Below are 22,566 nucleotides of genomic sequence, written 5' to 3'. Positions count from 1 at the left end.
TGCTTTTGCGTACCCTCTGATTTTCCCCACGCCCGGCAGCGGCGCCGTCGCACAAACCCGTGATCCTCTCGCTATGGGTCCCGCGCGTGGTGCGACGAAATCCTTCGATACCCGCGCAGGCTCACCAATCCATCATCCAAGACCTTGGAGTGATCTGATGAGTCGCGACACCGCACTCGTCTCGGCCGACTGGGCCGAGAAGAACCTCGACACCCCGGGCGTGGTCTTCGTCGAAGTCGACGAGGACACCACCGCCTACGACGGCGGCCACATCGCCGGAGCGATCAAGCTGGACTGGCGCAAGGACCTGCAGGACCCGGTGCGCCGCGACGCGGTGAACAAGTCCCAGTTCGAGGCGCTCCTCTCCGAGCGGGGCGTCGCCAACGACGACATCGTCGTGCTCTACGGCGGCAACAACAACTGGTTCGCGGCGTACGCGTACTGGTACTTCAAGCTCTACGGCCACCGCGACGTGAAGCTGCTCGACGGCGGTCGCAAGAAGTGGGAGCTGGACGGCCGGCCGCTCGTTTCGGACCAGGTCATCCGCCCCGCCACCCAGTACGTGGCGGAGGAACCGGACCTGAGCATCCGTGCCTTCCGCGACGAGGCGGTCGCCGCCATCGGGGTCAAGAACCTGGTCGACGTCCGGTCCCCCGACGAGTACGCCGGACGCCTGCTCGCCCCGGCGCACCTGCCGCAGGAGCAGTCCCAGCGGGCCGGCCACATCCCGACCGCGGTGAACGTCCCGTGGTCCAAGGCGGCGAACGAGGACGGCACCTTCAAGTCCGACGACGAGCTGCGCAAGATCTACGGTGATGCCGGGTTGGACGACAGCCTCGACACCGTCGCGTACTGCCGGATCGGTGAGCGCTCGTCGCACACCTGGTTCGTTCTCAAGGAACTGCTCGGGCACCAGAACGTCAAGAACTACGACGGTTCCTGGACCGAGTACGGCTCGCTGATCGGTGTGCCGATCGTGCTCGGCGACGAACCGGGGAGGGCCTGAGCCATGACCGCTCCCACCGCCGCCGGTTGCGCGGCTCCTGACCAGTCGGCCCCGCTGCCGGCCGGCCTGGATCTGAACCGGGAAACCGTCATCACCGGTGTCGTCCGGGCAGACTCCGGCGACGCCGTTCCGGGCGCGTACGTCCGGCTGCTCGACTCCACCGGCGAGTTCACCGCCGAGGTGGTGACCTCCCCGGAGGGGCAGTTCCGTTTCTTCGCCGCGCCGGGCACCTGGACCCTGCGGGCACTGTCCCGGCACGGCAACGGTGACATCCTCGTCACCGCCGGCCGGGGCGTCAACGAGGTCGGCGTCACGGTCGCCTGACCCAGCACAGCGAAGCGGATCGCCGCTCGGGCCAACCGGCCTGGGCGGCGATCCGCTTTTCCGTCGGCAGATCTTCCCGCCAGGTCGACGGGTTCGCCGTGGGCGATTGACAAGTTCCTCCTTTACGTAAAAAATAGTTTTGCCATGAGAGAAGTCCTGTACCTGGAACAGCTTGAGCAGGCCGAAGCCCTGCTCAAGCCGCAGCGCATCGAGGTGCTGCGGCAGCTCGCCGAACCCGACACCTGCACCGAGGTCGGGGCCCGCCTCGACCAGACCCCGCAGCGGGTCTACTACCACGTCAAACGGCTGGTCGACGCCGGCCTGGTGACCCAGGTCGCCGAGCGCCGGGTGCGTGGCATCCACGAGGGCATCTACCAGGCCACCGCCCGCTCCTACTGGCTCTCACCGAGGCTGGTCGGCCGGATCGGACTGCGCGCCACCCGGGACGAGCTCAGCCTCGGTTACCTGCTCGACCTGACGGAGGAGGTCCAGGCCGACGTCGCCGCGCTCGACCGGACCAGGCCGGAGCTGCCGTCGATCGGCGTGTCCGGCGAGATCCGGGTTCCGGCCGAGCACCGCCAACAGTTCATGACCGACCTGCAGACGGCGTTGCAGGACCTGTTCAGCCGCTACGGCGGCGCCGAGGGTGACGCGTTCAAACTCGCTGTCGCCTGTTATCCCAAGGGAGAAGAGCATGAGTGAGTCGTTGCAGCTCCAGGCACGGATTCCCGCAGCGCGCAAGGAGGTCCACCGGGCGCTGACCGACGCTGGCGCACTGCGTACCTGGCTTGCCGAGCACGCCGAGGTCGAGCTGCCGGACCGGTACGAGTTCTGGGGCCGCTACACCCCGGAGGGCGACGCACCCCACCAGCGGTTGCTCCACCTCGACGACCACACCCTGCGCTTCTCCTGGCTGCTCGACGGCGAGGAGACCACGGTGGAGATCCGGCTGACCGAGGAGAGTGACGAGGTGACCCTGCTGGACCTCTCCCAGACCCACTTCTCGATCGCGGAGGCGACGGCCGGCAACACCGTACGCGGTGTGCTCCAGACGTACTGGGCGCTGTCGATCGCGAACCTGGCCGACCACCTCGCTGGCCGGGAACTCACCTCGAAGGTCGACTTCACCTCTCCCGAACTGCGTGGGGAGTTCCTGATCGGCGCCGAACCCTCGGCGGTCTTCCGCTCGCTGGTCGAGTCCGATCAGGTGACCACCTGGTTCGGCTACCCGGTCGGGATCGAGCCGCATGTCGGCGGTCGGTTCGCCATGGGTGGTCTGGAACTGGAGCACGGATACGCCGGGAAGATCATCGACCTGGAGCCGGACCGACGGATGTCGATCGACTGGGCCGAGGCGGGGGTCACCACCTGGGAGTTGGAGGAGTCCGACGGCAGGACTCGCCTCACCTTCGTGCAGAGCGGGTTCGACACCAGCCGGCCCCCGTACAGCGGCTGGCTCGGCTGGCTCAGCGGCGTCGCCGAGCTGCGCCGCTACCACGAGCTGTCCGACTGGTCCCCGATCTGGCCCCCCATCGAACTCCCCACCGCCTGAGGCGCGAGGAAAAGGCGGTGGCCGCCGTGCTCGCGAGAGCACGGCGGCCACCGTGGATCAACAGCGGGTCAGTGCGGCGGGATCAGATCCCGCCGACCCGGGTGTCGCAGGGCGTCACCGGATCCAGGTTGAAGCTGATAGTCGAGACGAAGCCGGCCGAGATGGTGATGCGCTGCACCTCGGGAATCCAGCCGTCCTTCGCGACGATCAGGTCGTACTTCCCCTTCGGCAGCCAGAGCCCGTAGGCACCGGCCGAGTCGGAGGAGAGGGTGTAGCCGGTGGCCGGGTTGCCGTTCAGGTTCGCCCGTATCGTCGCCTTGACCGGTACGTCCGTGCCGGAGCAGCTCTCGCCGATCACCGTGCCCTGGACCTTGCCCCAACCGTTCGGCGGAGACACGTTCATCTCCACCGACACGGCCTCGACCGGGTACGGGGTGTCCGAACCGATGCCCAGCTCGGCGGTGTACGTACCGGGCTGGAGGACGCCGGCCTCCGCGGTGGCGGTCAGGGTGACCGTCACCTGCTTCGAGGCGCCCGGGGCGAGGGTGAGGGTCGCCGGAGCGGTGGAGAGCCAGGAGACGTCGCCACCGGACTCGTCACAGAGCTCAAGGCCACCGAGGTACTCGGTCTCCACGGAGCCGACGAACGAACTCGGCGAACCACCGACCTTGTACGCACCACACGCGCCGGCACCCCGGTAGCGGGTGAACGCCGCGTTCGGCAGGTTCTGCCATGCACCGGTGGCCGGGTCGTACGCGATCGACCGGTTGGTGATGGTGCTGGAGTTGGCGGTCACACCACCGGCGATGACCAGCAGGCCACCGGCGGCGGCGTACTGCGCGCCCCACAGGTCGATCGGCAGGTCCGGCAGGGCCGACCAGGCGTCGCCGGCCGGGTCGTACACGAAGGCGTCGGTGAACGTCGTCGTGCCCGCCGCACCACCGCCGCAGTAGACCGCGCCGCCGATGCCGCCACAGGACATCCAGCCGACGGCGATCGGGTAGTCCGCGCCGGTGCTGAAGGTGCCGCTGGCCGGGTCGAAGATCACCGTGTTCTTCGAGCTGGTGCAGGTGCCGTCGGCGCAGCCGCCCACCAGGTAGACCTTGCCGTCGACGATCGCCGTACCGGCTGCCGCACGCGGCGCCGGGTTGGTGGCGCCGGCCACGGTGCTCCAGGCACCCGTCGCCGGGTCGAAGACGTCGACCGAAGCGACCGGGGCGCCGCTGGCGCTCCAGCCACCGATCACGTAGAGCTTGCCACCGACGGCCGCCGCGGACGCCTTCGAGCGGGCGGTCGGCATGTCGGCGAGGGTGCTCCACGCATTGGTCTCCGGGTCCAGGACCCAGGTCTTCCTCTCGTTACCGCTGGAGGTGCCGCCACCGACGGAGTAGACCTTTCCGTCGATCACGGCGGCGGCGTTGTCGAAGACCGCGGCCGGGGTGTTGGCGACCCGGGTCCAGGCGGGGTCGATCGCGGGAGCAGCCGCCGCCGAGTTACCGGCGAGACCGTACGCGACCCCGTTCTGGGCCGTGCTGAGCCCCTTCACCTTGTATTCGTTCAGGGCCGCGCCCTGCTGGGACAGGAGGTCGAACGTCCCGTCCCGCTCCAGCACCTCGATCTCGGCCGGCGCGTTGCCGGTGTTGGTGACGGTGACCTTGGCGCTGCGGGTGCTGCCGTACGGCTGGTGCGACTCGATCTGCGGCGGGCTGACCGTGAGCCGGCCCGCCTTGAGGGCGAAGTCGCCCCGCTTGACGTTGTCGGCGGCCACCGCGATGTTCTTCGTCACCGCGCGGTACGGCGCCTTGGTGGCGGTGAACGGGTGGGTCCCGGTCACGCTGGAGAAGAACGAGTAGAAGCCGTCACCGATGTTCGGGTCGTCCGCCGTCGCCGCCGAGACACCCTTGTCCGCCGGGACGTCGCCGCTGGTCACGGTGACGCCGTTGAGCGCGGCACCGGTGTTGGAGTCGGTGGTGAAGCCGGCCACCAGGCCACCCGGGAGCGGGGTGCAGATCCGGTTGACGACCTGTACGTTGTCGAGCTCCCACCACCAGGCGAAGGTGCCGTTGAACCGGAACCGGACCTGGGCGGTGGCCGCCCCGGCGAGCCCGGTCAGCGGGATCTCCTCCACCCGCGGGCCACGCCGGCTGGCGGTCTGGTGCCAGACGTTGGCCCAGGTGGCACCGCCGTCGGTGGAGACGTCGATGTCCGCGCTGTCACTGCCGACCGACCGCCAGTCGCTGTTGAACTTCAACACCGGCGCGGCGATCCCGGTCAGGTTCAGGGTCGGGGTACGCAGGTCGGCGTCCTGGGTGTTGCCCACGCCCAGGATGTCGCTGTCGATGATGGCGAAGTTGCCGGAACCACCGGTCTGGTTGCCCCGGTTGCCCGGGTCGTCGAACTCCCAGCCGCCGTCGTCGGTGCGGTTGACCAGGGACCAACCGGCCGGCGTCTCCTCGGTGTCGAAGCTCTCCGAGAGCAGCGGAGCACCGAGGTTGGCCGAGTAGCCGGGCGCCTGGCAGGCCGCCGCGACCGGCACCGCGACGTCCAGCGTCTTCGCCGCTCCCGCGAGGGCGAGTTCGCTGGTCACCGGGGCGTAGCCGGCGGTCTTGGCGGTCGTGGTGACCGCGTAGGTGGCGTTGCCCGGCACGGTGAACGAGTAGCGGCCGGTGAACGGGTCGGTGAAGACCGGCCCGCCGGGCCGACCGGCCACCTCGATCTTGGCGTAGAGCGGCCAGCCGTGGCCGGAGCCGTCGGAGACCTTCCCGGAGACCGTGACCAACTGCGCCCCGACGAGGGCGAAGTTCTTCGTCACCGAGGTACCGTCCGGCACCGTGACGGTCGCGGTCTGGGTGTGGAACCCGAACGCGGCGATGGTCAGCGTGGCGTCGCCGACCGGCAGCCGCAGGGTGTACTTGCCATCGGTGCCGGTGGTGGCGGTACGCGAACCGGCGCTGACGGTCGCGCTGGCGATCGGCTCGCCGCCGTCGGCCTCGGTCACCGTGCCGGTGACCTCACCCGCGCCGCCCCGAGGGGCGTTGAAGACGGCCTCGTACGCGTTGAGCCGGCCCTCACCGAAGACGTTGTTGTCGTCGATGGTGCCGCCGCAGGCGAGCGCCTCCACATTGGTGGCCGTGTCGTCGAGCAGCTCCTCGGTCGCGGCGACGTCGCCACGGAGGGCGGGTGCCGCCGACCAGACCAGCGCTACCGCGCCGGAGACGTGCGGTGCCGCCATCGAGGTGCCGTTGAACGACGAGTAGCCGTTGCCGGGAATGCTCGACCGGACGTTGCTGCCCGGAGCCGAGATGTTCGGCTTGATCGAGCCGTCGATGGAGGACGTGCCCCGACCGGAGAAGCTGGAGATGTTGTTGCCGGAGTCGTAGGAGCCGACGCCGTACACGTTGGGGTAGTCGCCGGGGTTCTCCGTGCTGTTGCAGCCGGCCTCGCCGTCGTTGCCAGCGGAGAAGCTGGGGAAGATCCCCGCCGCCCGCCACGCCGCCACGGTCTGCTCGTACCACGAGTCACCGCGGCCGCCGCCCCAGGAGTTGTTCACGATGTCGGGGCGCAGATCCGGCCGAGGGTTCTGGCCGTTGGAGTCGGTCGGCGCGAGGACCCACTGACCGGAGGCGAGCAGCGAGGCCTCGGAGCAGCCGTTGGTCTCGCAGCCCTTGGCCGCGATCCACTTCGCACCGGGGGCGACGCCGATCTGGTTGGCGCCGCCGTCGTCGCCGACCATGGTGCCCATGGTGTGGGTGCCGTGGCCGTTGTTGTCACAGGGGGTGTCGCCGGCGCAGATGTTGGCCGGGTCGAAGAAGTTGTAGTTGTGGTCGAAGTTGCCACCACCGAGGTTGCCCCGGTACTTGCCGACCAGGGCCGGGTGGTCGTACTGGGCGCCGGTGTCGATGTTCGCCACCACCACGGTCTCGCCGCGTACACCGAGTTCGTTCCAGACCCGGGGGGCCTGGATGTTCTCGATGTTCCACTCCACGGCGTTGGTGCCCGCTCCGGCGGGGTCGGCCGGGGTCGGCTTGACCAGCTCGTAGGTCCGGGTCGGCGCGATCCGCTCGACCTCGGGGCGGGCGGCGATGGCGTTCACCAGCGCCTGGTTGCCGGAGGCGACCTGGAGCGCGTTGGCGATCCAGAACGCCTTGTAGCTGGCCTTGCGGTCGTCCAGTTCGGCCCGCAGGTCGCGCTGGGTACGCGTGGCGGTGCCGGTGAGCTGCTCGTACACCTTGGCCGCCCGCGCATCCGCGTCCCCGATCGAGGCTGCGGTGCTGAGGTTGGCCTTCTCCCGCAGGTACACGGTGAAGTTGGTGCTGCCGTTGGTGCTCAGCTCGCGAAGCACCTGCGGGTCGACCGCCGCGCCGGCTGCGGGCGCCGCGACGGCGAGCGCCGGCTGAGCGGTGATCCCGAGGACGACAGCCGAGACGATGGCGAATGACCGCCAAAGTCTTGATCGGCTCCCTGGTCGGTGTGACATCTCTTCCTCCCCACTGACGGCGCCCCGATCGGTTCGGGGCGCCTGCCGTGGCGTCGGGTTGTCCGGCACCACGTAGCGCGCGTGGGGGCTTCGTTGGATACGCAGAGCAGCCCCCACATCGGCTAGGAGTCATGCTCTGGTGATATAGCGGTAGTGATCAATGGAAGTTCTCAGCCAGTATTCAGGCAGTAACTGGTCGAGATGCGGGCGACGCGGTGCGAGTTCAGGACATCGGTGAGTGTCGTTGTTGACTCGGTCGATCAAAGGGGCTTGGCTTGTGCGCACGCGGCAGACGGGGAGGGTGCGGGTGTCCAATAACGAGGTTCCGCTCGTCGTGTGCGTCTCGACCGACGTGGCGGTACGGGAACGGGTCGTCCGTCGACTCGACGACTTCGGCACCGTGGTGATCTGTGCGGACCTGTCGGAACTGCGAGCGATGCTCTTTCCCACCGCGACCACAGAGCCGGGCGCCGGGCTGGAGCCGGTCAACCTGGGAGAACTCAGCGTCGACCCTGGCGGTCACCTGGTTACCTGGCGGGGTGAGCCACTGGCACTGACCCGGTTGGAACGGGAGTTGCTGGCCCGGCTGGCCACTCCACCGGTCGGCGTCTGGACCTACGAGCGGCTCTTCGGCTCGGTCTGGGGCGGCGCGTACCTCGGCGACACGGCGATCCTGCACTCGGCGGTCAAACGACTGCGTCGAAAGCTGCGCGCGGTCGACGGCGGCCCGCAGGTGCAGACCGTACGCGGTGTGGGCTACCGCCTCGCCTTCGGCCGTACCGGGTGAGGCACCGGCCGTACCGGGTGAGCTTCGGCCGCTCGTTGCGGCACCGGCGGAAACGGCGGTGGCCGCCGCACCCGGTGGGGAGTGCGACGGCCACCTGTGGCGTCGGGCGCGGGCCGGCTAGTGGCCCTGGTTGCCCCTGGGCTGCGCGTCCAGCGTGACGCCGAGCGTCGGCACGGCGTACGGGGTGTCCGTCCGCACCGCAAGCTGGGCCTGGTAGGTGCCCGGCTGGGGGACACCGTTCGGGGCCGTCGCGCTGATCCGCAGCGTGAGCGCCTTCGACGCGCCGGGGGCCAGCGTGAACCGGCTCGGCGTGACGGTCAGCCAGGACAGCTCACCACTCTCGTCGCAGAGCCCGAGCCCGGTCATCCGCTCCGACTCCGCGCCGGCGAACGGCGCGAACTCCGCGCCACCGACCTTGAAGCCGCCGCATGCGCCGGCACCCCGGGCCCGGGGGACCAGCGTGTTCGGCAGGTCCTGCCAGGTGTTCGCCGCCGGGTCGTAGCCGATGGTCCGGTTGGTGAGCGTCTGGCCCTCGTCGATGACACCGCCGGCCAGCACCAGCCGGCCGCCCGCCACCGAGTACTGCGAGGCCCAGAGGTCGACCGGCAGGTCGGCGATCGGGCTCCACCTGTCGGCGTCCGGGTCGTACGCGTAGCCCGCGGTGTAGGTGGCGTCGTGGTTGAAGCCACCGGCGCAGTAGATCCGGGCCCCGATCGCACCGCAGGACTGCCAGGCGATCTCGTGCGGGTAGGCGGCCTTCACCCGGAACGTGTTGCTCGCCGGGTCGAACGCGACCACGTCGGCGCTGGCGTTACAGAGGAAGTCCAGGCAGCCACCGACCAGGTACACCCTTCCCTCGACCACGGACGCGGTGCCCGCCGCCCGCGCTGCCGGGTTGGTCACCCCGGGCAGGGTCTGCCATCCGCCGGTGGCCGGGTCGAAGACGTCGACCGTGGTCTCCGTCTCGCCCTCGGTGGTCCAGCCACCGAAGACGTACAGCTTGCCGTTCACCGCTGCGGTGGCCGGCTTGTAGCGGCTGTGTGGCATGTCGGGCAGGGTCTGCCAGGCGTTGGTGGCCGGGTCGTAGACGTACGCCTCCCGCTTCTCCTCCCGGTCCGTCGATCCGCCGCCGACCGAGTAGACCTTGCCACCGAGCAGGGCGGCTGAGTTGTCGTACACCGGTGCCGGCATGTCCGCGATCCGGCTCCACGAGTCGTCCAGGGGCGCCGCCACCCCGGTACGACCCACCGACGTCAACGGCTTCGCGGTGCCGAACGACATGCCGGCGCTGACCTTCGGCACCGCGTACTCGGTCAGCGGGGCACCCTTGCCGGTGGCGAGTGTGGCGAAGCCGCCGTCGCGTTCCAGCACCTCGACGGTGATCGGGGCGCTGCCGGTGTTGGTGACCGTGACCTCGGCGTTACGGCTGCTGCCGTACGGCTGGGTGCTCTTGATCTCGGTGGTGTTCAGCGCGATCCGGCCGATCTTCAGGTCGAAGTCGACCCGACGCGTGCCGCCGTCGGTGATCGTGCTGGTCTTCTTCCGGTCCTGGTACGGCGCCGCGCTCGCCACGAAGGAGTGCTTGCCGTCGACCAGGGTGGAGAAGAACGAGTAGAACCCGTCCGGGGCGTTGCGGTCCTCCGGGGTGGCCGCCGAGACGGCCCGCTCGGCCGGCCGGTCCGGACTGCTGACCGCGACCCCGTTCACCCCGGCGCCGGTGTTGGCGTCGGACGTGAAACCGGTGACCAGACCACCGGGGACCGGGGTGCAACTGCGATCGACCACCTGGATGTCGTCGAGCTGCCACCACCACGAGTAGTCGCCCCGGTAGCGGAACCGGATCTGCGCGCTCGCCTGGTTGGCGAGGGCGGGCAGGGGCACCTCCTCGGCCGCCGGGCCGCGCCGGGAGACCTCCTGCATCGCGACACCGACCCAGGTGGCGCCACCGTTGGTCGAGACGTCGATGCTGGCCGCGTCGCCGTTGCCGGCCACGTACAGGTCGCTGGCGAAGCGGAGGACGGGCGCGTTGACCGTGCTGAGGTCGAGGATCGGGCTGACCAGGTCGGTGTCCTGGGTGTGCCCGAAGCCGAAGCCGTCGCTGTCGGCGATCGCGAAGCCGCCGGTGCCGCCGGTCAGGTTCTGCCGGTTGCGCGGATTGTCGAAGGCCCAGCCGGTGTCGGCCCGGTTGACCACCGACCAGCCGGCCGGGGTGCCGGTGCCGTCGAAGCCCTCCGAGAGCACGGTCCGGCCGACGCCGGCGGTGTAGCCGGGCAGGTCGCAGGAGACCGCCGTCGGGACGGCGATGTTCGTGGTCTTGGCCCGGTTCGCCACCGTGACCTCGGTGGAGACGCTCCGGTAGCCGGCGGAGACGGCGGTCGTGGTGAGCCGCTGTGTTCCGCCGCTCGGCACGGTGACCGAGTAGCGGCCGGTGGCCGGGTCGGTGAAGACCGGCCCGCCGGGACGACCGGCGACCTCGATCCGGGCGTAGAGCGGCCAGCCCTGGCCGGAGCCGTCGGTGACCTTTCCGGAGAGGGTCACCATGGGTCGCGCGGACAACGCGAAGTCCTGGGTCACGGTGCTTCCGGTGGCGACCACCGTCGCGTTCTTGCTGGCGAAGCCGTACGCCTCGACGGTGACCGGGTACGTTCCGGTGACGACCGGCAGGGTGTAGTGGCCGAGTTGGTCGGTGAGAGCGGTGCGGCCCTCCACCCGGACCGAGGCGCCGGTGACCGGTGCGCCGCTGCCGGCGTCGCTGACCACACCGGTGATCTTGGTGGCCGGGCCGCGTGGCGCGGTCTCGACCGCCTTGAACACGTCGAGCCTGCCCTCGCCGAAGTTGTTGTTGTCGGCCGCGGTTCCGCCGCAGCTCAGCGACTCGACGTCGGTCGCGGTCTCGTCGAGCAGCTTCTCCGTGGCGGCCACGTCGCCGCGCAGCACCGGTGCCGCCGACCAGACCAGGGCCACCGCGCCGGAGAGGTGCGGTGCTGCCATCGAGGTGCCGCTCATGATGCCGTACTCGCTGCCGGGGAGGGTGGAGATGATGTCGACCCCGGGCGCCGCGATGTTCGGGTTCGGCTGGCCGTCCACCAGGGACGGTCCTCGGCTGGAGAACTCGGCGATGTTGTTGTCGACGTCGTACGCGCCGACCGCGTACGCCCCGGGGTTGTCGCCGGGGGAGTTCGCCGTGTTGCAGCCGAACTCGCCGTCGTTGCCGGCGGCGAAGGTGGGGAAGATGCCGGCGGCCCGCCAGGCGGCGATGGTCTGCTGGTACCAGAGGTCGTTCTGGTCACCGCCCCAGGAGTTGTTCACGATGTCGGGACGCAGGTCCGGCCGGGGGTTCTCGCCGTTGAGGTCGGTCGGGGCGAGGATCCACTGGCCGGCGGCCATCAGCGACTCGTTCGAGCAACTGCTGCTCTCGCAGCCCTTGGCCGCCATCCACTTCGCACCGGGGGCGACGCCGACCTGGTTGCCGGCACCGTCGTCGCCCACCATCGTGCCCATGGTGTGACTGCCGTGGCCCTGGTTGTCGCAGGGCGCCTGCTCGGCGCAGACACCGGCCGGGTCGAACCAGTTGTAGTTGTGGTCGAAGGTGCCGTCGCCGAGGTTGCCGCGGTAGGAGTTGACCAGCGCCGGGTGGTCGAACTGCACGCCGGAGTCGATGTTGGCGATGACGAGGCCCTCGCCCCGGTCGGCGTACTCGGACCAGACCCGGGGGGCGCCGATGTTGGTGAGACCCCACGCGACGCCGGTCACGTCCTGCGGCGCGGCCTTGGTCGACTTCGGCTCGACCAGTTCGTACGTGCGCGCCGGCTCGATCCGCTCCACCTCGGGTCGGGCCGCGATCGCGTCGACCAGCGCCTTGTCGCCCTTGACCTGGATCGCGTTGGCGATCCAGAACGCCTCGTACCGGGCCTTGCGCTTGGTCAGCACGTCAAGCAGCCCGCGCTGGGTACGGGCAGCGGTGCCGGTGAGTTGCTGGTAGACCTGGGTGGCGCGGGCGTCCGCGTCCCGTACTTTCGCCGCGTCGCCCAACTGGGCGCGTTCGCGAAGGTAGACCAGGAAGCTGCTGCTGCCTGTCGTGCTCAGTTCGGTCATCACCTGGGGGCTGACCGGAGCGGTTGGGCCGGCTGCCGTGGCCATCGCCGGTTGTGCCGTCACGCCGAGGACGACGGTCGAGACCAGTGCGAGTGTTCGCCAGAGTCTGGACCGGCTCGCCTCTCGGCGTCCCAGTCGGTGTGTCATGGTTCCTCCACCTTCGCGACGCCACGGTTCGCCCGGAGCGTCGATCACGCTGCTCCGGTATGTCCGGCGCCGCCGGCGGGTGCGGGGTTGGGTGTCGAGTTTGGAGAGCGACTCCGCACCTGCCAGATGACATGGTCAGGGGCGTTTTGACCATGATCAAGACCAAAGGTAGGCAGTATTAAGGCAGTATTCAGCTTGAAGGTAGGCATCTTGACGTTTCTGGGAGGGTGCCCATTGAATGGGGGAGGGCGCCCACACCCCGTTGACTCCGTTGCTGCGACCGCGTTGGCTGGTGCGAGCTGATGCACGGGGAGGATTCGGGTTGACTGAGACCGAGGTGCCACTCGTGGTGTGTGTATCCACGGACGCGGCCGTACGGGCAAGAGTACTGCGTCGGCTCGACGACTTCGGTCGCGTACTGATCGTTGCTGACCTGGCAGAACTCCGGGCGACGCTGTTCCCACCAGAGAATGCCGGTTCACCGACGACGCTGCCGTCCTCGATGCCGGTGAGCATCGGCGAACTCCTCGTCGACCCCGGCGGTCACCTCGTCACCTGGCGGGGTGAGCCGCTGGCGCTGACCCGACTGGAGCGGGAGCTGCTCGCGCGGCTGGTCGGACCACCGCTGATGGTCTGGACCTACGAGCGGCTCTTCGACTCCGTCTGGGGCGGGGCCTACCTCGGGGACACGGCCATCCTGCACTCCGCGATCAAACGACTGCGCCGCAAGCTGCGCGGGATCGAGGGCGGTCCGCAGGTGCAGACCGTACGCGGCGTCGGCTACCGCCTGCTGCCCGCACTCTGACCGGCTGGCGGCCGTACTTTGACCTGTGCTTCCGTGTCACGATGGCGGTCGTGACGACAGACACGGCCCCGCCTCCCCCGCCGGACAGCCGACCCGCACCGGAGCCGCCGGCCGGAAAGCGACGGCGCCGGCTGCTGGGCGGTGTGGCCGGTTGGGCGGTGTTGTTGCTGCTCGTCGCGTATGTCTCGGTCCGGACCGACGCGCCCACCGTGCGTGAGCAGCGTGACGTGGTCGCGGCCATGCCGGTGGTGAACCGGGCCCTCGGCCGGTTGCTCAGCGGCGCCGGACCGGAGGTGGTCGCCGAGATCGGCGGGCAGGAACTGGAGCCGGGCTGCCGGATCAGCCCCATGCGCGACGGGATCAACCTGGTCGGCATCCTCACCCTGCGTACCGCCGAAGCCGACGCGCCGGCCCTGCTCGACCGGATCGCCGAGCGGCTGCCGGCCGATTACCACGCCCGCGTACGGCACCGCCCGGAGACCGACACGCACACGCTGCGCGCAGACGCTGGCGAGTTCGTCGTCATCTCCGGCGCCGTCACCGATCCCGGCGTCGTCGAATTCACCGCCGAGACCGGCTGCCGGCCCAGTCCCGACGTCGAGTTCGCCAACACCCTCATGGGCATCGTGCTCAACGACGAGGCCGTCCGGGTGCTCACCGCGCTCGGCCTGTCGGCACCCGAGTTCGCCGACGACAACCCCACGCTCCGTTGTCCGTCCGGCGGCGTCGCCCGCACCACCCGGGTGACCGTCCCGGGCACTCCGACCACCCCGCTCGGCGCCACCCTGGGTCCGGTCGTCGGCCCCGGTGCGACCGTCGTCACCGACCAACCCGACAGCTACGCCTACCGCACCGCTTCGCTCGGCGTCGTGGTGACGTTGACCGAGACCGGAACCCGTGTCTCCACCACGACCCCCTGCCCCTGACCGTCTCCGTGGGCCCGCGTCAGCGACGACCGGTGGCGGCGTGGTTCGATCATCTGTGGGGACCGCAGGGTGCGGAGAGGTGTGGGATGACGGAGTACGGCGACCTGCTCACGGTGGCGCACGAGGCGGTCGACCTCGCCCGCGACATGATGCGCACCCTCCGACCCGGTGTGCTGACCGGCAAGGGTGACCGGGACATGGCCTCCGAGGTCGACTTTGCCATCGAGCGGAAACTCCGCGCCTTCCTGGCCGAACGTACGCCGCAGGTCGGCTTCCTCGGCGAGGAGGAAGGAACCAGTGGCGGGGGTGACGAACTCACCTGGTCACTCGACCCGGTCGACGGCACGGTCAACTTCGTGCACGGGTCGCCGCTCTGCGCCGTCTCGCTCGGGCTGATCGCGCGCCGGCGCTCCGTACTCGGGGTGATCGACCTGCCGTTCCTCGGCAACCGCTACTCCGCCGCACTCGGGCAGGGCGCGTTCTGCGACGGCGAGCGGATCCACGCCAGCCGCACCAGCGATCTCGGCGAGGCGCTGGTCGCGCTCGGGGACTTCGCCGTCGGTGAGGACGCCACCGGCAGGAACGCCCACCGGCTCGCGATCACCGCCGCCTTCGCCGAACAGGCCCAGCGCGTACGGATGTTCGGCTCCGCCGCGATCGACCTGGCCTGGCTCGCCCACGGACGGCTGGACGCCTTTGTCATGCTCAGTAACAAGCCCTGGGACACCAGCGCGGGCGTGATCATCGCCGCGGAGGCCGGCGCCCGCCTGGCCGACCTGGACGGCAGCCCGCACACCGCCGAATCGGGCGCGACCATCGGCGCTGGCGAGGCGTTGCTGCCGGCCGTCCTCGCCCTGGTGCGGGAGGCCGGGTTCGCCTCGAAGCCAGCAGAATGAGCTGATGCGCATCCGTCCCGCCCGCATCGGCGAGCTGTCCCTGCTGTTGGAGATCGAGTACGCCGCCGGCCGAGTGTTCCACGACCTCGACATGGCGGAGATCGCTGAGAACGACCTGCCGACACCGGCCGAACTCACCCCGTACCAGCAGGACGGTCGGGCCTGGGTCACGGCCGATCAGACCGACCGGCCGATCGCGTACGTGCTGGTCGAGGAGGTCGACGGGAACCTGCACGTCGAACAGATCTCGGTGCACCCGGAGCATGCCCGACGTGGCCTGGGCCGGCGGCTGCTGGAGCATCTCGCGGGCGAGGCGGCCAGGCGGGGCATGCCGGCGTTGACCCTCACCACCTTCGTCGAGGTGCCGTGGAACGCGCCCTACTACGAACGGTGTGGCTTCCGGATCCTCACCGACGACGAACTGACGCCCGGCCTGCGGGCGATCCGGGACCGGGAGACCGCACTCGGGCTGGACCGCTGGCCGCGTACCGCGATGCGGCGGGACCTGCTCCGGTGAGGCGGCACGCCGGTGGCGGACCGGGCCGGTCGCCGTGGCGGGTCAGTAGACCAGCGCCTGGGCGCCGTCGGCCATTGCCTCCTCGACGAAGGCCGCCGCCCCGGCGATCCGTACGCCGGGCAGCACGTCCGTCTCACCGATCTCCCGCCGGGCCGCGCACTGGGTGCAGACGGTGACCCGCCCGCTGGTCAGGATCACGTGCAGCAGTTCGGCCAGGGGTGCGGAGTGCGGCAACTCGAACTCGGCGGCACGCCCGGGGAGGGCGAACCAGCTCGACTCGCCGGTGAGCCAGAGCGACACGTCCACTCCCGCCGCGACAGCCGTCGCGGCCACGGTGAACGCCTGGGCGCACCGTTCCGGCGAATCGGAGCCGGCGGTGGCCTTGACGACCAGAGTGCGTGTCATACCGGCCAGCATAGGATGACCTTGTCATGGTTACCGAGATTGGGTTCGTAAGCCTGCTGGTCGCGGGCTTCGGCCTGCTTGCCGGTGGCCTGGTCTATCTGGCGGTACGAATTTCGAGAGGACGCTGGTGAACGCGGAGAGTACGTCCCCGGACAATCCGATGGCACCGCCGCCGTGGCTGAACGCGCCGCCGGTCGAGCCGTACCCGTTCGAGGAGACGTACGACCTGCGGGTCGGTCCGGACCTGCACCCGGCCCTGCTCGGCCTGCTCCCGTACGTCGGACTCTGGCGCGGACGTGGACGCGGCGGCTATCCCACGGTCGACGACTTCGACTACGCCCAGGAAATCAAGATCAGCCACGACGGGCGGCCGTTCCTCAGCTACGAGTCGAGGGCCTGGCTGCTCGACGAGGAGAGCCGCCCGATCCGGCCGGCCGGCCGTGAGGTGGGCTGGTGGCGGCCGGTGATGGACGGGGAGCGGGCGACCGACGAGATCGAGGCGCTGCTGACCACCCCGACCGGGATCATGGAACTGCACGTCGGCAAGGTCACCGGCACCCGGCTCGAACTCGTCACCGACGCGGTGGTGCGCACCTCCACCGCGAAGGAGGTCACCGCCGGTCACCGGCTCTTCGGCATCGTCGAGGGTGCCCTGCTCTACGCCCAGGAGATGGCCGCCGTCGGCCAGCCCCTGGTGCCCCACCTCTCCGCCCGCCTCATCCGCGTCGGCGGCTGAGCAGGTCACCGGCCCGATCAGGTCAGGCCGCCGGGAAACCCAGGAGATCGAGCAGGTCTCGGCTGTGCGGGCTGGGCGGCAACGGCATGCCGTCCAGCGACCGCACCTCCGCCAGGCCGCGTACGGACGAGGTGAACCAGGCGCCGCCGCAGGCCGCCTCACGCAGCTCCGCCGGGGTCACCAGGCGTTCCTCGGCCGACCAACCGAGCGAACCGGCGTGGGCGAGCAGCCAGTTGGCGGTCACCCCGGGCAGGATGCCGGTGCTGGCGGGCGGCACCGTACAGAGCGTGTCGCCGGCCAACCAGACCAGGCTGGCCGACGGCCCCTCCAGGGCGTAGCCGTCGGTCGAGGTCCAGAGCACGTCGTCGACCCCGTTCGCGGCGGCCCAACGGCGGGCCGCCAGGCTCACCCCGTACGAGGTGGACTTGACCCCGGCGAGCAGCCAGGGTAGCCCGGCGCGGGCCCCGGCCGGTACGCCCAGCGGCAGCGTGGCGACGCTGACGCCGGCGGTCCGGGCCAGGCGAAGCGCGGGTGCGACCTCCGACAGGGTGGCGAAGACGGTGGCGGGACCGCCCTCCTCCGGCCCACGGGTGCAGACCAGCCGGAGTGCCCCCTCGGCCTGTGCCGGCCAGTGCGCACAGATCTCGTCCAGCAGTGCGGCGAGCGCGGTGGCGTCGGGCAGCAGCAGATCGACCGCGGCGGCGGCGTTGGCGAGCCGGGTCAGGTGTTCGTTGCGCAGCCACGGCCGACCGCCGCGTACGTGCATGGTCTCGAAGAGGCCGTCGCCGTGCAGCACCCCCCGGTCGTCGGCGCGCACGACCGGTTCGTCGGCCGGCACCACGCCCCGGCCCAGCACGGCGACGATCGGGCGTCCGGACACGATTTCAGAGCGTAGCGGTGTACGGGGGGAGGGGGAGACGCTCCCCGTGATTGCCGCAGTCGGCCGAGCCCGCTCGGGCGAACTATGATCGACGGGTGTCGGAATCATCGCTGGCCGAGATGCTGCGCTCCCGTGGGCTGCGCCTGACGGCGCAGCGGCAACTGATTCTTGAGGCTGTCCTCGAACTGGGACACGCCACCCCGGAGCAGGTGCACACGGCGGTCCGGGGGATCGCCGCCGGAGTGAACATCACCACCATCTACCGCACCCTGGAATTGTTGGAGCGGCTCGGGCTCGTTACCCATACGCACCTGTCGCACGGTTCCCCGACCTACCACGCGGCCGGTGCGGACCAGCATGTCCATCTGGTGTGCCGGTCCTGCGGTGAGGTGGACGAGATCGACCCGGAGATGCTCCGGCCGCTCGCCGACCAGTTGACCGGCGAACGGGGATTCGTGGTCGACGTCGGGCACGTGGCACTCTTCGGTCTCTGCCGGAAGTGCGGGGAACAGCAGGACTAGTCGACTGCGGGGTAGCAAATGATCGACATCGCGGGTGCGGTGGCCGTCGAGGTGCTGGACGAGCAGACGCCGGACCAGCCGACGCCGGAACACGCGACGGCCGGCGTGCGCGGGGTCGCCGCCCACTACGGCGACCCGATGCGGGAACAGCGGATCCTTGTCAGCGAGGTGGGCCTCGTCGACCGCTCCCACCGTGGTGTGATCGCGGTCCCCGGGGTCGAACGAGCCAGTTGGCTGCACACCCTGACCACCCAGCACCTGGCCGACCTCCGCGCGGGGCAGGGCAGCGAACTGTTGGTCCTCTCGCCGCACGGACACATCGAGCAGCACGCGATGGTCGCCGAGGACGGCGAGACCACCTGGCTCGACACCGAGCCCCGGGACACTGCCGGGCTACTCACGTACCTGGAGAAGATGCGTTTCTTCACCCGGGTCGACCCGCGTGACGCGACCGCCGACTGGGCCGTTCTCTCCCTGGTCGGTCCGCGCGCCGCCGACGCGGTCGGCACGCTCGGCGTCACCGGGCTCGACGCGCCGGACGCGCTGCCGGTGCCGGGTCCGAAGTTCGCCGGCGGGGATCTGCCACCCCGACCGACCACGCGGTACGACGTACGCCCGCTGCCGGGCGGCGGCTGGGCGCGGCGGGTGGAACTCGGTGTCGACCTGCTGGTGCCCCGCGCCGAACTGGACCGGGTGGTGGCTGAGCTGACCGACGCCGGGGTGCCGTTGGCCGGGCTCTGGGCGTACGAGGCGGTCCGGGTCGCTGCCCGGCTGCCCCGGGTCGGTTTCGAGACCGACCACCGCACCATCCCGGCGGAGGTGGACCTGATCGCCCCGGCCGTGCACCTGGACAAGGGCTGCTACCGGGGGCAGGAGACGGTCGCCCGGGTGCACAACCTGGGTCGGCCGCCGCGCCGGCTGGTGCTGCTGCACCTGGACGGGCTCGGCTCCGACCAGCTTCCGGCCGTCGGCACCCCGGTGAGCAACGGCGACCGGGAGGTCGGTTTCGTCGGTACGGCGGTCCGCCACTTCGAACTGGGACCGGTCGCGTTGGCAGTGCTCAAGCGCAACGTGCCCGACGACGCCCAGTTGGTCGTCGACGGGGTCGCCGCCGCGATCGACCCCTCCTGAACGATCCGCGTCACCGGCGCGTCGACGGGCGGGGCACGATTGGTGTGGCGGGGGTAACGGACGGCCTGGTTAGGATCGCCGGCATGACGACAGGGACGTTGATCACGGTGGCCCCGACCGGGGCCGAATCGACCAAGTCCGAGGTCCCGGCACTGCCGGTGACCCTGGACGAGCTGGTACGGACCGCGAAGGAGTGCGAGGCACTCGGCGCGGCCGTGATCCACGTACACATCCGTGACGATCAGGCCCGGCCCACGCTCGACCAGGGGCGGCTGCGCGAGACCGTCGCCGCGCTACGGGAGAACACCGACCTGGTCGTGCAACTCTCCACCGGTGGGGCGGTGACCGACCCGGCGGCGGACCGGTTGGCCGTGCTCGACGCCGGTCCGGAGATGGCTTCCTGCACCATGGGGACGGTCAACTTCGGCGACGACGTGTTTCTGAACCGGTGGGACTTCGTCGTCGAGCTGCACACCCGGATGCAGGAGCGCGGCATCGCCCCCGAGTACGAGATCTTCGATTTGGGCCAGCTCACCACCCTGGGCCGGCTGCTCGACAAGTACGGCCTGCCCGCCGGCGGTCACGTGCACGTCGACTTCGTGATGGGGGTGCCGGGCGGCATGCCGGGCACCACCGAGGCGTTGGTCGCGTGCCGTCAGTCGCTGCGCGACCTACCGGAGGGGACCACGTTCTCCGCCACCGGCATCGGGCGCAGCACGATCCCGGTGATGCTCGCCTCCCTCTCCGCCGGTGGTCACCTCCGGGTCGGCATGGAGGACACCGTCACGTACGCCAAGGGCCGGCCGGTGGAGTCGAACATGCAACTGGTGGCGCGTGCCGTCGGCTTCGCCCAACTTGCTCAGCGCCCCCCGATGACGAGTGCGGACGTACGTGAGCTGCTGAGGCTTCCGCCTCGTTCCTGAGGGCTCCTTAAGGCAGCGGTTGGGCCACTCGCTAAGTTCTGGGATCATGACACAGAGCTACGCGGGCGGCGAGCCGCTCGCCGAGGTGGTCCGGTCCGGTTTCGTCGAGGGAACACACCGGGGTTCGGTGGTACTCCTCGACTCGGACGGCGCGGTCTTCTCCTCGGTGGGTGACGTACGTTCGCCGATCTTCCCGCGTTCGTCGAGCAAGCCGATGCAGGCGATCGGGATGCTCCGTTCCGGTCTGCGGCTGGTCGACGCGGCCGACCTGGCACTGGTCTGTGGCAGCCACTACGGCGAGGACTTCCACGTGGCCCGGGTCGAGGCCATGTTGCGCAGCGGTGGCCTCACCGCCTCGGCTCTGCGCTGCCCTCCCGACCTGCCGGTCAGTGAGGCGGCGCGGGCGGAGGTCTACCGGGCTGGTGGCGGGCCGGCCCGGATCCTGATGAACTGCTCCGGCAAGCACACCGGGATGCTGCTGACCTGTCTCGCCGCCGGCTGGCCGGTGGACGGGTACTGGCGGCCCGAGCACCCGTTGCAGCAGCGGCTGCGTACGGCGATCGAGGATTTCACCGGTGAGCCGGTGGCGGCGACCGGGGTCGACGGCTGTGGCGCCCCGGTGCTCGGGGTCTCGCTGACCGGGCTGGCCGGCGCATTCCTGCGTCTTGTCTCGGGGGCGCCGGGTTCGGTGGAGCGGACCGTCGCCGACGCGATGCGGGCCCATCCCGACCTGGTTTCCGGCACCGGGGCCGAGGACAACCTGCTGATGACCGGGGTGCCCGGATTGCTCTCCAAGGTCGGGGCGGAGGGCGTGCTGGTCGTCGCCCTGCCCGGGGTCGGCGCGGTGGCGCTCAAGATCGACGACGGGGCCGCCCGCGCGCGGATGCCGGTGCTGGTCACGGCGCTGCGCAAGCTGGGCGTGTCCGCCCCCGTGCTGGACGACCTGGCCGATGTGCCGCTGCTCGGTGGCGGCGTCCCGGTCGGCGCCATCCGCCCCCTCTGAACGTAAGGAAGGGTCCCTTGTTAACGCTATGCGTTAACAAGGGACCCTTCCTTACGTGTTCTCAGGGGAGGAAGCGCAGCAGGGCGTCGTTGACCGGGGCCGGGCGTTCCAGCGGGAGCAGGTGTCCGGCGTCGGGTACGTCCGGCAGCCGGACTGCCCCTGGCACCTGGGCGGCGATCGTGTCCGCCAGTCGGGGGATGTCCGGTACGTCGGCCGCACCTGCCCCGACCAGCACCGGCACCCGGAGTTCGGCGAGCCGTTCGATCGCGGGCGGGTCGAGTTCGCGTACCTCGACGTTGCCGAGCGCCGCCTCGGCCGTGAGTGCCCGGCGGTCCATCTCCTGAGCGAGTTCGCGCAGCGCGGGGTCCACATCGGCTGGCTGGCGAGACGGGCCCACGACCCAGAACCGCACCTCGGCCTCGGCTGCCGCGTCGAAGTCCTCGTCATCGACCTCGCCGACGAGGCTTTCCCAGAGTTCGTTGGTTTCGTCGGACCACTCGTATCCGGAGACCGCCGAGCCGAAGAGGGCGAGCGCCGTGACCCGGTCCGGGTGGGCGAGCGCGGTGTCGATCGCCACCGCGCCGCCGAACGAGCAGCCGACCAGGGCGGCCCGTTCGATGCCCAGTGCGTCGAGCAGACTGACCACGTCGTCGTGGTGGGCGAAGGACTGCTCGGACAGTTCGGAGTCGCCGTACCCGCGTAGGTCCAGGCTGATGACCCGGTGGTGTTGGGCGAGGACGGCTATCTGGTGCCGCCACATGCGGCGGTCGGCGATGCCGGCGTGCAGCAGTACGACGCTGCTTCCGTCACCCAGGTCGTCGTAGGCCAGTGCGGTCCCGTTCAGTTCGATCATCGGCACCAGAGGAAGCTACGCACTTCGCCCCCTGGGGCGCAAAGCGGGCCGGGATGAGACCTCGCTAACTGTTGTTAGCGTTTTGCTTGCAAGAGCTAGCGCCGCGAACTACCGTCGAGGACATGGCGAACCCCAAGGACCTGCCCCGCGACGTCGGTGGGTTCATCCGCGACCTGCGCCGCAACGCGAAGATCTCGCTGCGGCAGCTCGCCGACCAGGCCGGGGTGAGCAACCCCTACCTGAGCCAGATCGAACGTGGACTGCGCAAGCCGAGTGCGGAGGTTCTCCAGCAACTCGCCAGCGCCCTACGGGTGTCGACGCCGGTCATGTATCTGCGGGCCGGGCTGCTCGACGACAAGGAAGGGCACGGGGTGCTCGCCTCGATCGCGGCCGACCCCGACCTGACCATGCCGCAGAAGCAGTCGCTGAGCCAGATCTACGAGACGTTCCGGCGAGAGAACGCCCGCCTCGCCGAGACCACCACACCGGCGGAGCCCGCGACCACCACGCCGGCGGAGCCCGCGACCACCACGCCGGCGGAGCCCGCGACCACCACGCCGGCGGAGCCCGCGACCACCACGC

Annotated in this window: 21 protein-coding genes; 16 read left to right on the top strand and 5 right to left on the bottom strand. The window is 70.3% G+C overall.

The genetic code is table 11. The features are described 5' to 3' along the window. The first annotated feature begins 157 nt into the window (after positions 1-157). The 4 genes from ACIBF5_RS15240 (at position 158) to ACIBF5_RS15225 (ending at position 2,882) form a co-directional block, all read left to right on the top strand. Positions 158-1,006: a sulfurtransferase gene (locus ACIBF5_RS15240; protein ID WP_396811890.1), complete on the top strand. Its 849-nt coding sequence runs from the start codon at positions 158-160 to the stop codon at positions 1,004-1,006. A 3-nt stretch (positions 1,007-1,009) separates the two neighbouring features. Further along, on the top strand, positions 1,010-1,330 hold the full coding sequence (locus ACIBF5_RS15235; protein WP_396811888.1) for a DUF1416 domain-containing protein: 321 nt from the start codon (positions 1,010-1,012) through the stop codon (positions 1,328-1,330). A 144-nt stretch (positions 1,331-1,474) separates the two neighbouring features. Then, positions 1,475-2,032, top strand: coding sequence for a helix-turn-helix domain-containing protein (locus ACIBF5_RS15230; RefSeq protein ID WP_396811886.1), 558 nt, complete (start codon positions 1,475-1,477; stop codon positions 2,030-2,032). Then, the gene (locus tag ACIBF5_RS15225) at positions 2,025-2,882 is read left to right on the top strand and encodes an SRPBCC family protein (RefSeq protein ID WP_396811884.1); all 858 of its coding nucleotides are present in this window, start codon (positions 2,025-2,027) and stop codon (positions 2,880-2,882) included. Before ACIBF5_RS15230 ends, ACIBF5_RS15225 begins: the two co-directional genes overlap by 8 nt. Positions 2,883-2,964: 82 nt before the next feature. Here the strand turns inward: ACIBF5_RS15225 and ACIBF5_RS15220 are convergent, their stop codons facing one another. Continuing rightward, the gene (locus tag ACIBF5_RS15220) at positions 2,965-7,359 is read right to left on the bottom strand and encodes a S8 family serine peptidase (RefSeq protein WP_396811882.1); all 4,395 of its coding nucleotides are present in this window, start codon (positions 7,357-7,359) and stop codon (positions 2,965-2,967) included. A 352-nt stretch (positions 7,360-7,711) separates the two neighbouring features. On the opposite strand from ACIBF5_RS15220, the gene ACIBF5_RS15215 reads away from it, so the two are divergent. Continuing rightward, positions 7,712-8,146 (top strand): winged helix-turn-helix domain-containing protein, encoded by a 435-nt coding sequence (locus tag ACIBF5_RS15215; protein ID WP_396812098.1) that lies wholly within the window; start codon positions 7,712-7,714, stop codon positions 8,144-8,146. A 117-nt stretch (positions 8,147-8,263) separates the two neighbouring features. Here ACIBF5_RS15215 and ACIBF5_RS15210 read toward each other — a convergent pair whose 3' ends face one another. Further along, positions 8,264-12,388 (bottom strand): S8 family serine peptidase, encoded by a 4,125-nt coding sequence (locus tag ACIBF5_RS15210; protein ID WP_396811880.1) that lies wholly within the window; start codon positions 12,386-12,388, stop codon positions 8,264-8,266. Positions 12,389-12,710: 322 nt separating this feature from the next. On the opposite strand from ACIBF5_RS15210, the gene ACIBF5_RS15205 reads away from it, so the two are divergent. The 4 genes from ACIBF5_RS15205 (at position 12,711) to ACIBF5_RS15190 (ending at position 15,532) form a co-directional block, all read left to right on the top strand. Further along, entirely contained in the window at positions 12,711-13,193 is a 483-nt protein-coding gene (locus ACIBF5_RS15205) for a winged helix-turn-helix domain-containing protein (RefSeq protein WP_396811877.1), read from the top strand. A 50-nt stretch (positions 13,194-13,243) separates the two neighbouring features. Continuing rightward, positions 13,244-14,119, top strand: a complete 876-nt coding sequence (locus tag ACIBF5_RS15200; RefSeq protein WP_396811875.1) for a hypothetical protein — start codon at positions 13,244-13,246, stop codon at positions 14,117-14,119. Positions 14,120-14,205: 86 nt separating this feature from the next. Then, the gene (locus ACIBF5_RS15195) at positions 14,206-15,015 is read left to right on the top strand and encodes an inositol monophosphatase family protein (protein WP_396811873.1); all 810 of its coding nucleotides are present in this window, start codon (positions 14,206-14,208) and stop codon (positions 15,013-15,015) included. A 4-nt stretch (positions 15,016-15,019) separates the two neighbouring features. Continuing rightward, positions 15,020-15,532: a GNAT family N-acetyltransferase gene (locus ACIBF5_RS15190; RefSeq protein ID WP_396811871.1), complete on the top strand. Its 513-nt coding sequence runs from the start codon at positions 15,020-15,022 to the stop codon at positions 15,530-15,532. Positions 15,533-15,574: 42 nt separating this feature from the next. On the opposite strand, the gene ACIBF5_RS15185 is transcribed toward ACIBF5_RS15190, so the two are convergent. Further along, positions 15,575-15,949, bottom strand: a complete 375-nt coding sequence (locus ACIBF5_RS15185; protein ID WP_396811868.1) for a DsrE family protein — start codon at positions 15,947-15,949, stop codon at positions 15,575-15,577. A gap of 14 nt (positions 15,950-15,963) precedes the next feature. On the opposite strand from ACIBF5_RS15185, the gene mtfM reads away from it, so the two are divergent. Continuing rightward, complete coding sequence (gene mtfM, locus ACIBF5_RS15180; RefSeq protein WP_269476287.1) at positions 15,964-16,068, top strand: small membrane protein MtfM; 105 nt, start codon at positions 15,964-15,966, stop codon at positions 16,066-16,068. Positions 16,069-16,097: 29 nt separating this feature from the next. Then, positions 16,098-16,673, top strand: coding sequence for an FABP family protein (locus tag ACIBF5_RS15175; RefSeq protein ID WP_121162199.1), 576 nt, complete (start codon positions 16,098-16,100; stop codon positions 16,671-16,673). 22 nt (positions 16,674-16,695) lie between these two features. Here the strand turns inward: ACIBF5_RS15175 and ACIBF5_RS15170 are convergent, their stop codons facing one another. After that, positions 16,696-17,553, bottom strand: a complete 858-nt coding sequence (locus ACIBF5_RS15170) for an aminotransferase class IV (protein WP_396811866.1) — start codon at positions 17,551-17,553, stop codon at positions 16,696-16,698. Positions 17,554-17,648: 95 nt separating this feature from the next. On the opposite strand from ACIBF5_RS15170, the gene ACIBF5_RS15165 reads away from it, so the two are divergent. The 4 genes from ACIBF5_RS15165 (at position 17,649) to ACIBF5_RS15150 (ending at position 21,131) form a co-directional block, all read left to right on the top strand. Next, entirely contained in the window at positions 17,649-18,074 is a 426-nt protein-coding gene (locus tag ACIBF5_RS15165; RefSeq protein ID WP_396811864.1) for a Fur family transcriptional regulator, read from the top strand. Between the two features lie 18 nt (positions 18,075-18,092). Continuing rightward, entirely contained in the window at positions 18,093-19,205 is a 1,113-nt protein-coding gene (locus tag ACIBF5_RS15160) for a YgfZ/GcvT domain-containing protein (protein WP_396811862.1), read from the top strand. 83 nt (positions 19,206-19,288) lie between these two features. Continuing rightward, positions 19,289-20,128 carry a 3-keto-5-aminohexanoate cleavage protein gene (locus ACIBF5_RS15155; RefSeq protein WP_396811860.1) on the top strand — a complete coding sequence of 280 codons (840 nt, stop codon included), beginning with the start codon at positions 19,289-19,291 and terminating at the stop codon, positions 20,126-20,128. 46 nt (positions 20,129-20,174) lie between these two features. Beyond that, the gene (locus ACIBF5_RS15150; RefSeq protein WP_396811858.1) at positions 20,175-21,131 is read left to right on the top strand and encodes an asparaginase; all 957 of its coding nucleotides are present in this window, start codon (positions 20,175-20,177) and stop codon (positions 21,129-21,131) included. Between the two features lie 61 nt (positions 21,132-21,192). On the opposite strand, the gene ACIBF5_RS15145 is transcribed toward ACIBF5_RS15150, so the two are convergent. Next, positions 21,193-21,984, bottom strand: coding sequence for an alpha/beta fold hydrolase (locus ACIBF5_RS15145; RefSeq protein WP_396812095.1), 792 nt, complete (start codon positions 21,982-21,984; stop codon positions 21,193-21,195). 122 nt (positions 21,985-22,106) lie between these two features. On the opposite strand from ACIBF5_RS15145, the gene ACIBF5_RS15140 reads away from it, so the two are divergent. Further along, a partial coding sequence (locus ACIBF5_RS15140) for a helix-turn-helix domain-containing protein (protein WP_396811856.1) occupies positions 22,107-22,566 on the top strand: 460 nt, incomplete at its 3' end.

Origin of the sequence: Micromonospora sp. NPDC050417, from assembly GCF_044458865.1 — a bacterium.
GTDB lineage: Bacteria > Actinomycetota > Actinomycetes > Mycobacteriales > Micromonosporaceae > Micromonospora_G.
This window is presented reverse-complemented; position numbering and strand designations above follow the sequence as displayed.